Source organism: Sphingopyxis sp. SE2, from assembly GCF_032227185.1.
GTDB lineage: Bacteria > Pseudomonadota > Alphaproteobacteria > Sphingomonadales > Sphingomonadaceae > Sphingopyxis.
In genome coordinates this window covers 441,309-456,713 of the sequence record NZ_JAPMXW010000001.1, presented here as the reverse complement: position 1 = coordinate 456,713, position 15,405 = coordinate 441,309, and the positions used below count along the sequence as shown (strand labels likewise).

Genomic DNA, 15,405 nt, shown 5'->3' with positions numbered 1-15,405 from the left:
GCCGCGGCACGGAGGATTCCGTCGAGCGACGACCAGGCGGCTGGAGCCGCCTCGGTGCGGTGCCGCAGGCGTTACGCCACTTGCGACGCCGGCATCGGTCGATCGCGTCCCACGCAGTCGGCAGGCTCCGCCTTCGTTGCCGGCGTGCAGGGACTTCCGATGTTGAAATTTGCGACCATTTCTCTTTTGACACTGGCAACGGCAACACCGGCGCTTGCCGAAACCGTCGATAGCGAGCGCGGAGACGATATCGTCGTCACCGCGTCGGGCATCGAGCAGCCGCGCGACGAAGTCGGTCAGGCGATCACGATCATCGACGCCGACACGATCGCGCGGCGCCAGTCGGTCGATGTCGTCGACCTGCTCGCGACCACGCCCGGCGTGCGCTTCAACCGGTCGGGCAGCACCGGATCGGTCGCGAGCATATCGCTGCGCGGCGCCGAAACAACGCAGACGCTCGTGCTGATCGACGGGGTGAAGGTCAACGACCCGAGCGGCATCGGCGACGGATATGATTTCGGCCATCTGCTGACCGGCAATATCGACCGGATCGAGGTGCTGCGCGGGTCGAACTCGGTCGTCCACGGCAGCCAGGCGATCGGCGGCGTCGTCAGCCTGATGACCGCAACCCCGGCCGAAGGCTTCGCCGCCGATGCCTCGGCCGAATATGGCTATAGCGATACTTTGAATGCCAAGGCCGATGTGTCGGGCACCGCCGGGGCGATTTCGGGCGGGATCGGCGGGGCCTATTTCCGCACCGACGGCATTTCGTCGGCGGCGGTCGGCACCGAGAAGGACGGATACAAGAATTTCGCAGGCAACGCGCGGCTGAAGGTCGCGTTCAGCGACGCGCTGAGCCTCGACCTGCGCGGCTATTATATCAACGCCGACCTCGATTACGACAGCTTCTTCGGCGCGCCCGCCGACAGCGCCGACGTCGCCAAGCTCGACCAATATGTCGGCTATGCGGGGCTGAACCTTGGCCTGTTCGACGGCAATTTCACCAGCCGCGCGGCGGTGACGTGGATGCGGGGCGAGCGCGATTATTATTTCGTGCGCGGGACGGCGCCCGATTACGGCTATTCGGGCAGTAATTTGAGGTTCGAATATCAGGGTGTCGTGACGCCGGTACAGCAGGCCAAGCTGATCTTCGGTTACGAGCATGAGCGCCCCGACTATGATTTCTTCGGCTTTGGATCGACCGACAGCCAGAAGGCCGATATCGACAGCGTCTATGCGCTGGGGATCATCCAGCCGGTCACCGGCCTGTCGCTGTCGGGCGGCGTCCGTCACGACGACCACAGCCAGTTCGGCGGCGCGACGACGCTCGGCGCCAACGCCAATTATTCGCCGAACGCGGGCGCGACCAATTTTCGGCTGAGCTATGGCGAGGGGTTCAAGGCGCCGTCGCTGTACCAGCTCTACGACGCGTTCAGCGGCAATGCCGCGCTGCGCCCCGAACGGTCGAAAAGCTATGATATCGGCGTCGACCAGAGTCTCGCGGAAGGCCGTGCGCTGATCTCGCTCACCGCGTTTCTGCGCAACACCGACGACCAGATCAATTACGACAATGCGACCTTTACCTATGGCAATATCGACCGCACGCGCGCCAAGGGGGTCGAGGCGACGCTTGCGCTGAAGCCCGTCGACGCGCTGAACGTCACCGCGTCGTACAGCTATATCGACGCGCGCGACCGGTCGGGGCGCCCCGCGTTCGACGGCAAGCGCCTGCCCCGCCGCGCCGAACATGCGGTCAGCCTGTCGGCCGATTATGACTGGTCGTTCGGGCTGTCGACGGGCGCGACGCTGACGATGGTCGGCGACAGTTTCGACGATTTCGCCAATAACGTACCGCTCGACGGCTATGCGCTCGCAGGGATCCGCGCATCCTTCCCCGTGAGCGGCCATTTCGAGATTACCGGCCGCGTCGACAATCTGTTCGACGCCGATTATGCGACGGCGTTCAATTACGGCACCTATGGCCGCGCGGCCTATGGCGGCGTGCGGACGCGCTTCTGATGAAGGCGCGGAGCGGCGCCGAGCATAAGGCGAAGATGAAGAAGATCCAGGCGGCGCAGGCGAAGAAGGTCGCGGCGAAGACGGTCGAAAAGGGGTTGGTCATCGTCCACACCGGTCCCGGCAAGGGCAAGACTTCGGCCGCGCTCGGCATGGCGGTGCGCGCGATCGGACACGGGATGAAGGTCGGCGTGATCCAGTTCATCAAGGGCGCGATGACGACCGGCGAGAAAGCCGTGTTCGACCGCTTCCCCGACCTGATCGAATTCAAGCCGATGGGCGAAGGCTTCACCTGGGATACGCAGGACCGGACGCGCGACATCGCGGTCGCGCGCGAAGCGTGGGACGAGGTCAAACGGATGATCGCCGATCCCGACTATGCGATGGTGATCGCCGACGAGCTCAATATCGTGCTGCGCTACGACTATCTGCCGGTCGATGACGTGGTGGAGGCGCTGGGTACGAAACCGCATATGACGCATGTGGTCATCACGGGCCGCAACGCTCCCGAGGCGTTGATCGACGCCGCTGATCTTGTCACCGAAATGGCGCAGGTGAAGCATCCGTTCCGCGAGCAGAATGTGAAGGCGCAAAAGGGAATCGAGTTTTGATGCGGCGGCGCGGCCTTTTGGCGGCGGCCGCGCTGCTCGCGGGCGGCGCGGGGCTGCTGTGGGCGGCCTCCTCCGCCCCGCCGGTCAAGGCGCCGGCGGTGCCGCAGCGCATCGTTTCGATCAACCTGTGCGCCGACCAACTCGTGCTCGCCCTCGCCGACCGGAAGCAGATCGCCGGGCTGACGAAGAACGCCACCGACGCGGAAATGTCGGGCGAGGCGGGGGCAGCGCGTGGACTGCCGCTCCTCAGCAATTCGGCCGAGCAGATTTTGGCGATCGAACCCGATTTGATCGTCGGCATGCCCGCGAGCCGCAGCGCGGCGCTCCGCGCGCTGCCACCGCAACATTATCCGCTGCTCGACCTCGCGACCGCCAACACGCTTGGCGAAATTTACACGTCGATCCGCAAGACCGCCGCGGCAGTCGGCCACCCCGAGCGCGGGACCGCGCTGATCGCGCGGATGGAGCGCGAGCTGGCGGGGCTTCCCAAGCCGGGCAAGGGCCGCGTCGCGGCCTATTACCAGCGGCGCGGCTATATGACGGGGACGGGAACGCTGATCGACGAAATGATGGCGCGCATCGGGCTGGTCAACCTCGCGGGCAAGCTCGGCAAGCCGCCGCTCTCACAACTGAGCCTCGAGGAGATGGTCGCGGCCGAGCCCGATTTCCTGATCGTCGAGAGCGCGACCGATGTCGTGACCGACCAGGGGAGCGAGATGCTGCACCATCCCGCGATCAAGGATATTCCGCGCATCAGCATAGCGCAGGCGTGGACCGTGTGCGGCAGCCCCGCCTACACGCGGGCGGCGCGCAGCATGGCGGCGCAGATCGCGCGGCACGACGGGGGCCGCTCATGAGCCGCTTTGCCCTCCCCCGCTGGTCGCTGATCGGCGCGCTCGCGGTGCTGATGCTGGTCGCGGCGGCCGGCTCGCTCTTGTTCGGCGCGGTCGACCTGTCGGTTGCGCGGCTGATCGCCGCCGCGAGCGGCGACGGCGACCGGGTCGCGTCGATCATCCTCTTCGACCTGCGCTTGCCGCGCACCTTGCTGGCGCTGGCGGTGGGCGCGATGCTCGGGCTCGCGGGCGCGGCGCTGCAAGGCTATCTGCGCAATCCGCTCGCCGAACCGTCGGTGCTCGGAACCTCGAACGCCGCGGCGCTCGGCGGGGTCGCGGCGCTCTATTTCGGGATCGCCGAGCTGCATCCGGTGATGCTGCCCTTGCTCGCGACGGGCGGCGCGCTCGTCTCGCTCGCGCTGCTTTTCGTCCTCGCGGGCCGCGCCGAAAGCCCGCTGACGCTGATCCTCGCCGGGATCGCGGTGGGGACGCTCGCGGTCGCGGGGACGAGCCTCGCGCTCAACCTGTCGCCCAATCCCTTCGCGGCGATGGAGATCATGACCTGGCTGCTCGGCAGCCTCGAGAATAGGTCGTTCGAACATGTGTGGATCGCGTTGCCGTGCATCGCGATCGGCGCCGCAATGCTGCTGTGGAACGGGCGCGCGCTCGACGCGCTGACGCTCGGCGAGGATGCGGCGCAGGCGCTCGGCACCGATCTGCGGCGCACGCGGCTCCGCCTCTTGATCGGGACCGCGATCGGGGTCGGCGGCGCGGTCGCGGTGTCGGGGGCGATCGGTTTCGTCGGGCTGATCGTGCCGCACCTGATCCGCCCGCTCACCGACCGCAGCCCGTCGGCGATCCTGCTTCCTTCGGCGATCGGCGGCGCAGCGTTGCTGACGCTCGCCGACCTTGGCGTGCGGATCATCCCGACGACGAACGAGCTGAAGCTGGGGGTCGTCACCGCCTTTCTGGGGGTGCCGGTCTTCCTCCTCCACCTGATGCGGGAGCGGCGGCTATGGTGAGCCTGGTCCTCGATCATGTCGGCGTGACGCTCGGCCGCCGCGCGGTGGTCCACGACGTCAGCGCCGCGTTCGGCGCGGGAACGCTGGCCGGGATCGTCGGGCCCAATGGCGCGGGCAAGTCGACGCTGGCGCGCGCGATGCTCGCGCTGGTGCCCGCGCGCGGTTCGGTCCGCGTCGACGGGGTCGATGCGGCGGCGATGCCGCGCGGCGAGCTGGCGCGGCGGATCGCCTATGTTCCGCAGGGGCAGACATTGCACTGGCCGCTGACGGTCGAGCGGCTCGTCGGGCTGGGGCGCTTGCCGCATCTGGCGCCGATGTCGCGGATTTCCGATGCCGACGCGGCCGCGATCGAGCGCGCGATGGCGCGCGCCGACGTGCTCGAACTGCGCGGCCGGATCGCGACCGAGCTGTCGGGCGGCGAGCGCGCGCGGGTGCTGTTCGCGCGCGCGCTGGCGGTCGAAGCGCCCGCGCTGATCGCCGACGAGCCGCTCGCGAGCCTCGATCCGGGGCACCAGATCGACGTGATGGAGTTGCTGCGCGCCGAAGCGGCGGGCGGCGGGCTCGTGATCGCGGTGCTGCACGATCTGACGCTGGCCGCGCGTTATTGCGACCGGCTGCTGCTGATCGACGAAGGGCGGATCGTCGCCGATGGGACGCCCGCCGAGGTGCTCACCGCCGAGCGGCTGCGTGCGGTTTACGGCATTGACGCGAGGGTCGAGACCGGCGGCGAATGGCCGACGATCACCACCTTCGGGCGGGCGCGGGCCTAGCCGCTGCCGCCGCTGCGGCAGAAGCCGACGACATAGTCGATGATCATCCGGTCGCGCTGCGGCGACGGCGGGCCGAGCACGCCCTGCGCGTGCGGCGGCAGGTGATCGACCGCGTGCGTCGCGCCGTCGCCGAAGACATAATGGTCGAACCAGCTTTTCCACGCGGCGCGCTCGGCGCCCGGAAGCTCGCGGATCGAGTGCATCGCGAGCATCAGCGCGGCGAAGGGAAAGCGGTCCTGCCGCTGCCCGAACCAATAGTTGACGAGGACACCCACCGCGCCTTCGCTGCGGACATGGTGCCACCACATCGGTGGCATGTAGATGGCGTCGCCGGGTGTGAGTTCGGCGACGCGCTTGTGGCGCTCGGCCTCGGCATAGAGCGGGTAGCGGGCGTGATCGGGATGGTCGGGGTCGACCATGCTCGTCGGCTGACCCGCGATCGTGCGCTCGACGGGGCCGACGTAGAGGTTCGTTATCTGCGCGGGCGGGAAGAGGGTGAAGCGGCGGCGCCCCGCGACGACGACCGCGATATTCGCCGCCATGTCGTAATGCGGCGCGATGCGGCTGGCGTTGCCGACCCAGATGCGGGGATCGACGCCGGTATCGATGGGCAGCGGGTTTTCGACGGCGAAGCTGGCGACGCTTTCGGAGACCGGGGTCGATCCCGCGTAGAGGCTCGGCGCATCAGACCTATCGCGCAGCGCGACGAGACGTTCGACGAGCGCCGTCATCGGCATCTTTTCGCTGCCAAAATTCACCCCGCGCATGTCGTCGGTGTAGAAATAGCGCCCACCGGTTTCGGGCGGGCCGACGAGCACGGTGAGCGGCTTGCCATTGTCGCGCGCGGCGAGATAGGCGGCAATGGATTCGTCGCCTTCGCGCGCCGCGGCGACTGCGGGCCAGTCGGCCGCGATGCCGCGGATGATGGCCGGACGATCGCCTGCCGCGACCGCGCGCGCGATCGCGGCGTGGTCGCTGCCCGATATCTCTTCCAGCACTGCGCTCACTTCGCCTCCCCTGCCCTCAGCGGGCCGGTTCGACCCGCATCGTCCGGCTCGCGCGCTTGCCGTCGGCGGAGCGGCTGCGCAGTTCGGCTGCGCCGCCGACCGCAACGGGCCCGGCATAGCGCGTCCACGCGCCGCCTTCGACCCGATATTCGATCGCCGTGCCGGGGAACATGCTGTTCGCCTCGAGCTTGCCGTTCGCGATCCGCGCGCCCGGCGGCGCGACGCGATAGGCGACGCCGATCTTTTCGAGCATCGGCCATTGCGCGGCGACGCGACCGGCGAAATCCTGCCAGCCCGCCTTGAGCTTCGCGGCGTCGACGCGTTTGTCGCCCCATTCGTAGCTGACGCCCGCCCGATAGGGCGGGGTCCACGGGGCGGGCGCCCAAGCGCGCTCGGCGAGCGCGAGCAGGCGCGGGAAGAGCATATAATCGACCTGCGCGTCGGTGCGGATCGTCTCGCTCCACAGCTGCGCCTGCAGCCCGGCAACCCGGTGCCCGGACTCGAGGACCGGCTTGTCCTCGATCGGCTTGCCCTCGGCATGGATGTTGCGGATCGTCGCGGCGTTGGCGGGCAGATTGTCGGGCATGAAGCCGAAGACCTGCCAGGGATCGACCCCGCGCGAGGCCCAGTCGTAGCCGCCCTCTTCGGGATGCGGCGCATAGGGCATGTCGAAATAGCCGAGGTCGGGGATCGACAGCACCGCGTCCCAGCCGCGGTTCATCTGGTCGTGCGCCTCGCGGATCGCGCCGGTGTGGAGTACGCCCCATATGTTCGTCTGCACCAGATGCGGCGCTTTCGGCATTGCGGCGGTCTCGGTGTGCCCCATGCCGTCGCTCCAGCCGCCTGTGCGCAGGCCCTTCGCGGCGAGGCTGGCGGTCACGCGCTCGATGAAGCGCGGGGTGAGCTTGCCCGCGTCACCGCCATTTTCGGCAGTCATCGCCTGGCACGCGGGCGACTTGACCCACGCGCCCGCGGTCTCGTCGGCGCCGAGGTGGAAGGTTTGGAGCGGCACCCCCGCTTGGCTGTGCATCGCGGCGAGCGCATCGACGATGGTATCGACGAAGCGATAGGTCGCGGGAATGCAGACGTTGAGCGTATTGTCGTTATAATTCTGGATGCTGCGATATTCGGTCGTGTCGGCGGGGTCGATGAGGCGATATTCGTCGGCCTCGGCCTGTTTGCCCGCCGCGGTCAGGCGCGCGTGGCGCACCTCCATCGCCTTGATCGCAGCGCGGCTGTGGCCGGGCATGTCGATCGACGGGATCACCTCGATCTGACGCGCCGCCGCGGCCTCGACGATCGCGACATAGTCGGCGACCGTCAGATAGCCGTTGACGCCGCCGGTGCCGTCGGGCCCGGCGCCGAGTTGCGGCAGGAGACATACCGTCTCGGACGGGTCATGGCAGCGCTTCGAGCCGATTTCGGCGAGCTCGGGGAGCGCCGGGATTTCGATGCGCCAGCCCTCGTCGTCGGCGAGATGGAGGTGGAGCTTGTTGAGCTTGTAGGTCGCCATCGCCTCGACGAGCTTCAATATCTCCTCGCGGCTGTGGAAATTGCGCCCGAGGTCGATGTGGAGGCCGCGGAAGCCATATTCGGGGGCGTCCTCGACGTGCAGCGGCGTGAGCTTGCCCTTTTCGAATGCCGCCTGCTGCGCGAGCGAGCGCAAGGCATGGCTCGCGCCCGCGGCGTCGTGCGCGGTGATCGCGATGCCCGACGCCTTGGCGTCGAGAATATAGGATTCGGGCTCCTCCGCGGCGGCGCGATCGACGCGGATCGTCAGCGGCAGCCCGCCTTCGGGGACGCCGAGCGCCGCGAGCGCGGGCGCGAGCGCGCTACGCTCGACACCGCTCAATGTCAGCGCAACGCCGCGGCCGAGATCGACCGGCTGGCCCTTGCCCTGCACCGCCTTTGCGGGTTTCGGCAGGATCACGACGCCCTTGGCTTCGGGTGCGAGCCGGCCGGCCTGCAGGTCGAAGGCGCGCTCGGCGGTGAGCCAGCGCGTCTTGTCGGCGGCGCTCTTGGTCGCGAGTTTCGCCTCGTCGGTCATCGGCGCGACGAAGGGCAAGGTTTCGAGACCGGTTTCGGGGTCGATCACGGGGCGCGTCGCAGCGATCGTGCGCGGTTTCAGCCCGTCGGCGACGAGATAGGCGTTGGGCATGCCGAACGCCTTCGAGAAATTGGAGCCGACGCCCCAGAGTTTGATCTCATGCTTCGCGCCGGGGCGCAGCGCCGCGCCGGGCTTCAGCGTCAGTTGCTGGAGGTCGCCGTTGATCAGTCGGTGCGCGAAGATGTCGCTTTCGACGAGCGGCAGCCGGTTGACGAAGCTGAAATAGAGCGCGAGCCCCTTGGGCACGTCGGCGGACAATTTTTCGGGCACGGTCAGCGTGATCGTCGTGAGGAAGCAGCCTTCAATCCCCGCCGGGCACGCCGGGCCGTTGTCGACCATGGTGAGGCGGTAGCCGAGCGTGTCGGCGAGGCGGTCGAGCAACGCTTGCGATCCCGTCTCGGCCGCCAGCGCCTGCGGCGGGGCGAGCGCCATCATCGCCATCATGATCCACCCCGCAGCCCGCATCCATTTTCTCCCGCTCGACAATTTGTATCTAATTTGTCATGTAGCCGCGTGCGGGTCAACGTCTTTCGGATCGGGCAGAATTATGGGGGAAATGGATAATATGACGAATATTCGTGCTTTTCGCCTCATCGCGTCGATCCTGATTGGTTTTATATTAGTATTGTCACTGTCGGCCCGAGCGGAGGAGCGACGGCCCGTTGTGGTCGGCTATCTCGCAGCGTTCAAGGGACTCGAGCTGTCGATCGCCCGCACCGACCTTGCAGCCTTCACTCATTTCAACCTGTCCTTTGCCAATCCCGATGCCGGGGGACGCTTTGTCCATGACGGAAGGATGACGTGCATGGGCGACGAGACGGGCGCGAACCTGTCGGTCGCGGCGCTGCGCGGCACGGTCGCGCGGCTGCAGGCGAGCGGGGCGAAGGTGCTGATCTCGACCGCCGGCGGCGTGATCCCCGGCTGTTCGGGCGACTGGAAGGCGCTGCTCGCGCCCGAACGGCGCGCGGCGACGGTCGCGGCGCTGGTCGATCTTGCCGATACCCTCGGGCTCGACGGGGTCGATATCGACATCGAGGGGACGCTGCTCACCGAAATCGACCGCGCGGGCGACTATACGCCCTTCATCGCGGCGCTGTCCGACGCGACGAGGGCGCGCGGCAAGCTGCTGACCTGCGCCACCGCTTCCTATGAAGGCGGGATGATCCCGGTGAGCTCGATCCCCTATTTCGACCTCGTCAACGTCATGTCCTATGACGCGATCGGGCCGAGCTGGGGCGAAGCGGGCGCCGAGCACAGCAGCTATGCGATGGCGGCGCGCGATCTCGACCTGTGGCTGGCGCGCGGGGTGGCGCGCGAGCGGCTCGTCCTCGGCGTGCCCTTTTACGGTTATGGCTTCGGCGGCGAGAAGGCGAATTGGTCCTATCGCGAGATTGCCGACGCACATGGCATAAATGCGACCAAAACCGATGTGATCGGCGATCGGTGCGCGGGCTGTCGCTATATCACCCTCAACAGCTCGGCGACGATCGAGAAGAAAGCGCGACTTGCCAAAGAAAAGGCGGGCGGCGTGATGGTGTGGGAGTTGTCGCAGGACAGCCCAGATCACGCGTTGACCAAGGCGATCGAACGCGGTCTGACGCGCGAATAATTCGCAACAAGGTTGACGCGAGGATACCAATGCAACACATGGGGAGCGGGCGCTGGTCTTATCGACCGAAGCGCCGGGCAACCAAGTGGAGCATCGTCCTTGTCACTGATCGAACGCGTGGGTCCGCTCCAGAAGGACGATCCGACACCGCTTTACCTGCAGCTCCAGAAAATCCTGCGCGACGCGATCGAGGGGCAGGTCGTGAAGGCCGAAGAGGCGATCCCGACCGAGCGCGACCTGGCCGAGGAATTCGACGTGTCGCGCATCACGGTGCGCAAGGCGATCGACGGGCTGGTCGGCGACGGCCTCGTCACGCGGCGGCGCGGCGCCGGCACGTTCGTCACGCGGCCGCGCGTCGAGAAGAGCTTTTCGAAACTCACCTCTTTTTCGGAGGATATGATCTCGCGCGGGCGCAAGCCACACAGCAGATGGGTAAGCAAGACCGCGGGCGCGGTGACCCCCGAAGAGGCGCTGTCGCTCGGGCTGTCGCCGGGGTCGCTCGTCTATCGTTTTCACCGCATCCGCTATGCCGACGACACGTCGATGGCGCTCGAGATCGCGACGATCCCTGCCTATTGCCTGCCGTCGGTCGAGGCGGTGGGCGCTTCGCTCTATGAGGCGCTGGAGGCGGCGGGGCATTTGCCCGTGCGCGCGCTCCAGCGGCTGCGCGCGATCGCGGCGACGACCGAGCAGGCCGAAATGCTCGAGATCGAGCCCGGCACGCCGGGGCTGTTCATCGAACGACGCGGTTTCCTGGCCGACGGGCGCACCGCGGAGTTCACGCAGAGCTTCTATCGCGGCGATGCCTATGATGTGGTCGCGGAACTGAACGGCTGAGCCCTTATCGTCATCCCGGCGAAGGCCGGGATCTCGACCTCGCGTCATAATGCACCGGCGAGATCCCGGCCTTCGCCGGGATGACGAGGGTTAGGAATTAGAGCCGTCGCAGAAATTCCACATGCGGCGGCAGTTCGGCGAGTTGTTCGGCGACGCGGCCGCGCAATGTCGCGAGACGCGTGGCGAGTTCCTCGTCCGAGAGGCCATCGGCGATCGGGTGCCAGCTTTGCGGCCGCACCCCCTGCCCCGTCAGCACCGCATACCAGTTTGTCGGGCCGAACAGGTCGCCGGGTTCGAAGAGGATATTTCCGGTGGCGCGGAACGCCTCGATCCGCTCGGCAAGGCTGTCGGGCTGGCCCGCCGCGGCGACGTCGCGCCAGAAGGGCGTGTCGTCGCGGTTCGCGAGCGCATAATGGGCGATCACGAAATCGCGGATCACCGCATATTCGTGAAGCGCGTCGCGGTTGAAGCGGCGGATGACATTCGGATCGATCGCGTCGCGCGGCAGCAGCGACAGCAGGCGGATGATCGTCGTCTGGATGAGGTGAATCGAGGTCGATTCGAGCGGTTCGAGAAAGCCCCCCGCGAGGCCGATCGCGACGCAATTGCGGTTCCAGATCGCCTTGCGGTGCCCCGCAACGAAACGCAGCCGGTTGGCGTCGGCGAGCGGCGCGCCGGGCAGGCGCGAGCGGAGCAGCGCCTCGGCCTCGTCATGGCCGAGATGCGCGCTCGAATAGACATAGCCGTTGCCGTCGCGGTGCTGGAGCGGGATGCGCCATTGCCACCCCGCCTCGCGCACGGTCGAGCGTGTGAAGGGCGCGGGGTCGCCCGTGCCTTCGCACGGCATCGCGATCGCGCTGTCGCAGGGGAGCCAGTGGCTCCATTCGGTGTAGCCGGTCTGGAGCGCGCCCTCGATGAGGAGACCGCGAAAGCCCGAACAGTCGATGAAAAGGTCGCCATCGATCGTGCGGCCGTCGTCGAGCGCGAGCGCGGTGATGAAGCCATCCTCGGGATCGAGGCGGACGTCGGCGACCTTGCCCTCGATCCGCACGACGCCCTTGTCCTCGGCATAGCTTCGCAGCAAGCGCGCGTAGGCGGCGGCGTCGAACTGGACGGCATGATGCACCGGGCCGTGGCGGGTTGCGGGCGCAAAGCGGCCCTCGCGCGCCGCCATCGTTTCGAGATTATAGGGACCGTGATCGGGGTCGCCGCCCGCGGCGAGATGGCGCAGCCAGAAATGGTGGAAATGGATGCCCGACATTTCGATGCCGAGATAGCCGAAGGGGTGAAAATAGCGGTGGCCCGCCCCGCCCCACCCCTCGAATGCGATGCCGAGCTTGATCGTGCCGTGCGTCGCGCGGAGGAATTCGGCTTGGTCGATCTTCAGGTAGCGGTTGAATTCGTGGATCGGCGGCACGGTCGCCTCGCCGACGCCGACGGTGCCGATCGCCTCGGATTCGACGAGGGCGATGCTGTGCGGCTGCCCCGCGAGCGCGCGACCGAACGCGGCGGCGGTCATCCAGCCTGCGCTGCCGCCGCCGACGATGACGATGCGCCGCACGGGGCGCGCCCGCGCGCTCATCCGCGCATCCGCCGTAGTGCGTCGGCGTGGCTGTCCATCGCATGGACGTCGCTCGCGACGGCGCGGAGCTGGCGCTGGAATTCGGCCATCAGCGCCTGGTCTTCGGTCAAGAGCGCCTGCGGGTCGAAACTGCGCGGGGTGACGCCGTGGCCCGCCATGACGAGCGCCCAGCTATCCTCGACATGCGCCTCGTGATTATAGTGCGCGAACATGCCGCGCGCGGCGAACAGGTCGATCTTGGCCGCGAGTTCGGTTGAGATCGGTGCGGCGCGCGCGGCGTCCCAATAGGGCTCGCCGGTGCGGGCGTTGAGGCGGAAATGCTGCGCGGTGAAATCGGCGACGCGCGCGCGGGTGCCCGCGAGTTCCTCGTTGTAAATATCGGCCTCGGGCATCTGTGCGCGGTCGATCGGCCAAAGCAGCACGAGCTGCGCAATGCCAAGCTGGAGGAGGAGCAGTTCGGCGCCGTCGAGCGGCGGCGGGTCGCCCGCCGCGGGGCCGACCGCGACGACGTTGCCGACCCACGGGCGCGGGCGCGCGGTCGCGGCGAGCGGTGCGGATGGCTCGGCGTCGACGGGGCGTCCGAGGGCCGCCGCGAGCGCGGCGGGGGCGTCGGCGTCGGCCAAGGATGCGCTGTCGTAGGCGAACTCGATCGCGGTGCGGTTCGCGAGCGGGATCAGCGTGAGCCACCCCGCCGGGTGCGCGGCGACGCGGCTGTAGAGCGGCAGCGGATCGAAGGCGGGCGCCGAGGCGCGGATGATGCGGTCGCAGAAAACGGGTCGCGCGGCGGTTTCGCCGGGATCGAGCGCGGCGATCAGCGCACCGTCGGTGTCGATGAACAGGTCGGCGCCGAATTGCTCGCCATCGGCAAGCTCGATGCGGTCGAGGCCCGCTCCGCCGCGATGCGCGACGGCGTCCGCGCCCGCGACGATGCGAATATCGGCCTGTTCGCACACGGCGCGCAGCAGCTTCGCATAGCCGGGGGCGTCGAGATGCCAGCCCGTCTTGACCGCCTGCCGCGTCGCCGGCTCGCGCGGGGCGCCGGTGCGGCCCTGCTTGGCGGCGGCGGCGGCGAGGCAGAAATCCTCGAGCGCGACGCGCAGCCCCGCGGCGCACGCGCGCGTCCAGTGCTGGACGAAGGGCAGCGAGGCGAAGGCGCTGCCCGCGTCGCCATAGGCGTGGAGGAAAGCGTCGTCGCCGCCCGACCAGCCGGCGAACTGCTGGCCCATGGCGATCGTCGCCGCGGCATGGCGGAGCAGCGCGGCTTCGTCGATGCCGAGCAGGCGGTGGAAGGTCGCGAGGTCGGGCGGCGCGATGAGCGCGGCGTGCGGCGCGGGCGCTTCGCCGGTGTCGACCCAGACGGTGTCGGTGCCGAGCCGCGCATAAGCGCGGCCGACCGCGAGCGCCGCCATCGCCGCCGCGACGCCGCCGCCATGGACGACCACCTGCTGCACCGCATTCGTCATGGCGCCGGCGCCGGGCAATAGCGCGCGATGAAATCGGCGTGCGAGGGCAATGTCGCGGCGGCGTCGGCGATCGTCGCGGCGAGGGTCGCGAGGCGTTCCTCGACCGTCGCGGCGGGCAGCGCGTCGGCGAGGCGGTCGGCGGCGCGCGGTTCGATGCCCTGCCCGACGAACACGGCCTGCCAGCTCGGCGGCCCGAACAGTCCGTCGCGATAGGCCTGGACATGGCCGCGATGGCGGAAGCGGTCGATCTTGTCGGCGAGCGTATCGGGCACAGCCATCGTCGTCACGCGCTCCCACAGCGGCGCGTCGGGCTCGTTCGCGATATAGTGGAGGATCAGGAAGTCGCGGATGCGGTCATATTCCACGTCCATCACGCGGTTGAGTTCGGCAGGCAAGGCCGGGTCGATGCCGGGTCTCGAGGGCAGCAGCGTCAGCATGTGCATGATCGCCATCTGGACGAGATAGATGCTCGTCGATTCGAGCGGTTCGAGGAAACCGCCCGCGAGGCCCATGCCGATGCAATTATGCGCCCATGCCTTTTGCCGCTTGCCCGCCCTGAAGCGCAGCACGCGCGGGTCGGCGAGCGCTTCGCCGTCGAGGTTCGCGAGCAGGGTCGCGGCCGCCTCGTCGTCCGAGATATCGGCGCTCGAATAGACATAGCCGTTGCCGGTGCGGTGCTGGAGCGGGATGCGCCATTGCCACCCCGCCGTGCGGCGCGTCGAGCGCGTATAGGGGGTGAAGTCGACCGAACGAGCCGAGGGCACCGCCTGCGCGCTGTCGCACGGCAGCCAGTGCGCCCAATCCTCGAGACCGACGCCGAGCGTCTGGCCGAGGAGCAGCGAGCGGAAGCCCGAGCAATCGACAAACAGGTCGCCCGCGACGCGGGTGCCCGACGCGAGCTTGACCGCGGCGATGTCGCCGCTTTCGCCATGCTGCTCGACCTCGACGATCCGCCCTTCGACGCGCTCGATCCCGCGCGCCTCGGCCCAGCCGCGCAGGTAACGCGCATAGAGAAAGGCATCGAGGTGATAGGCGTAGGCGAAGGCATTGCGCACATCGTTCGCGTCGCCGCTGGGCAGCATGAAGCGGTTCTGCAGCGCGGCGACGATCGGGAAGCAATAGTCGGAGAGCGGCGCGGCCGTGCCGGCAACATGCGCGCGGATCCAATAGCTGAAGAAATCGGCCTCGCCGATCGGGCGGCCGAAGGTGCCGAAGGGGTGGACGTAGCGGACGCCTTCGCGCCCCCAGTTCACGAATTCGATGCCAAGCTTGAAGGTCGCCTGCGTCGCCTGCATGAACTCGACCTCGTCGAGGCCGAGGAAGTCGTTGAAATCCTTCATCTGCGGCAGCGTCGCTTCGCCGACGCCGACGGTGCCGATCTCTTCGGATTCGACGAGGCGGACGCGGAAGCGCGCAGGGTCGAGTTTGGCGGCGCAGGCCGCGGCGCACATCCAACCCGCGGTCCCGCCTCCGACGATTACCAGATCGAACCTATCCCCCATGGCGGCCTAGCTTAACGCGGAAGAAAGCGGGCGCCAGCCCCAATGG

General features: G+C 68.2%; 12 protein-coding genes. 7 read left to right on the top strand and 5 right to left on the bottom strand.

The genetic code is table 11. The annotated features are described in order from the left end of the window. Positions 1 to 159 precede the first annotated feature (159 nt). From OVY29_RS01995 to OVY29_RS01975, 5 genes are read left to right on the top strand one after another with little or no spacing between them, the layout of a single operon-like run. Positions 160 to 2,019 carry a TonB-dependent receptor domain-containing protein gene (locus OVY29_RS01995; protein WP_313910730.1) on the top strand — a complete coding sequence of 620 codons (1,860 nt, stop codon included), beginning with the start codon at positions 160 to 162 and terminating at the stop codon, positions 2,017 to 2,019. Then, positions 2,019 to 2,627, top strand: a complete 609-nt coding sequence (gene cobO / locus OVY29_RS01990; RefSeq protein ID WP_313910729.1) for a cob(I)yrinic acid a,c-diamide adenosyltransferase — start codon at positions 2,019 to 2,021, stop codon at positions 2,625 to 2,627. The genes OVY29_RS01995 and cobO overlap by 1 nt, the downstream gene beginning before the upstream one ends. Then, positions 2,627 to 3,484, top strand: coding sequence for an ABC transporter substrate-binding protein (locus OVY29_RS01985; protein WP_313910728.1), 858 nt, complete (start codon positions 2,627 to 2,629; stop codon positions 3,482 to 3,484). The genes cobO and OVY29_RS01985 overlap by 1 nt, the downstream gene beginning before the upstream one ends. Then, positions 3,481 to 4,482 carry an iron ABC transporter permease gene (locus OVY29_RS01980; protein WP_313910727.1) on the top strand — a complete coding sequence of 334 codons (1,002 nt, stop codon included), beginning with the start codon at positions 3,481 to 3,483 and terminating at the stop codon, positions 4,480 to 4,482. The genes OVY29_RS01985 and OVY29_RS01980 overlap by 4 nt, the downstream gene beginning before the upstream one ends. Further along, positions 4,476 to 5,252, top strand: a complete 777-nt coding sequence (locus OVY29_RS01975; RefSeq protein ID WP_037554627.1) for an ABC transporter ATP-binding protein — start codon at positions 4,476 to 4,478, stop codon at positions 5,250 to 5,252. The genes OVY29_RS01980 and OVY29_RS01975 overlap by 7 nt, the downstream gene beginning before the upstream one ends. Here OVY29_RS01975 and OVY29_RS01970 read toward each other — a convergent pair. Continuing rightward, on the bottom strand, positions 5,249 to 6,259 hold the full coding sequence (locus tag OVY29_RS01970; protein ID WP_313910726.1) for a cupin-like domain-containing protein: 1,011 nt from the start codon (positions 6,257 to 6,259) through the stop codon (positions 5,249 to 5,251). The two genes, OVY29_RS01975 and OVY29_RS01970, sit on opposite strands and share 4 nt — an antisense overlap. A gap of 16 nt (positions 6,260 to 6,275) precedes the next feature. Further along, positions 6,276 to 8,831 carry a family 20 glycosylhydrolase gene (locus tag OVY29_RS01965; protein ID WP_313910725.1) on the bottom strand — a complete coding sequence of 852 codons (2,556 nt, stop codon included), beginning with the start codon at positions 8,829 to 8,831 and terminating at the stop codon, positions 6,276 to 6,278. 100 nt (positions 8,832 to 8,931) lie between these two features. Here OVY29_RS01965 and OVY29_RS01960 point away from each other — a divergent pair, with 100 nt between their 5' ends. Further along, the gene (locus OVY29_RS01960; protein ID WP_313910724.1) at positions 8,932 to 9,975 is read left to right on the top strand and encodes a glycosyl hydrolase family 18 protein; all 1,044 of its coding nucleotides are present in this window, start codon (positions 8,932 to 8,934) and stop codon (positions 9,973 to 9,975) included. Positions 9,976 to 10,074: 99 nt separating this feature from the next. Further along, positions 10,075 to 10,812, top strand: coding sequence for a GntR family transcriptional regulator (locus OVY29_RS01955; RefSeq protein ID WP_037554622.1), 738 nt, complete (start codon positions 10,075 to 10,077; stop codon positions 10,810 to 10,812). Between the two features lie 97 nt (positions 10,813 to 10,909). Here OVY29_RS01955 and OVY29_RS01950 read toward each other — a convergent pair whose 3' ends face one another. Genes OVY29_RS01950 through OVY29_RS01940 form a run of 3 tightly spaced genes read right to left on the bottom strand, consistent with a single transcriptional unit; the run spans position 10,910 to position 15,359 of the window. Further along, entirely contained in the window at positions 10,910 to 12,394 is a 1,485-nt protein-coding gene (locus tag OVY29_RS01950) for a tryptophan halogenase family protein (RefSeq protein WP_313910723.1), read from the bottom strand. Then, positions 12,391 to 13,857, bottom strand: coding sequence for a tryptophan 7-halogenase (locus tag OVY29_RS01945; protein ID WP_313910722.1), 1,467 nt, complete (start codon positions 13,855 to 13,857; stop codon positions 12,391 to 12,393). Before OVY29_RS01945 ends, OVY29_RS01950 begins: the two co-directional genes overlap by 4 nt. Further along, positions 13,854 to 15,359 carry a tryptophan halogenase family protein gene (locus OVY29_RS01940; protein ID WP_313910721.1) on the bottom strand — a complete coding sequence of 502 codons (1,506 nt, stop codon included), beginning with the start codon at positions 15,357 to 15,359 and terminating at the stop codon, positions 13,854 to 13,856. Before OVY29_RS01940 ends, OVY29_RS01945 begins: the two co-directional genes overlap by 4 nt. Positions 15,360 to 15,405: the final 46 nt, after the last annotated feature.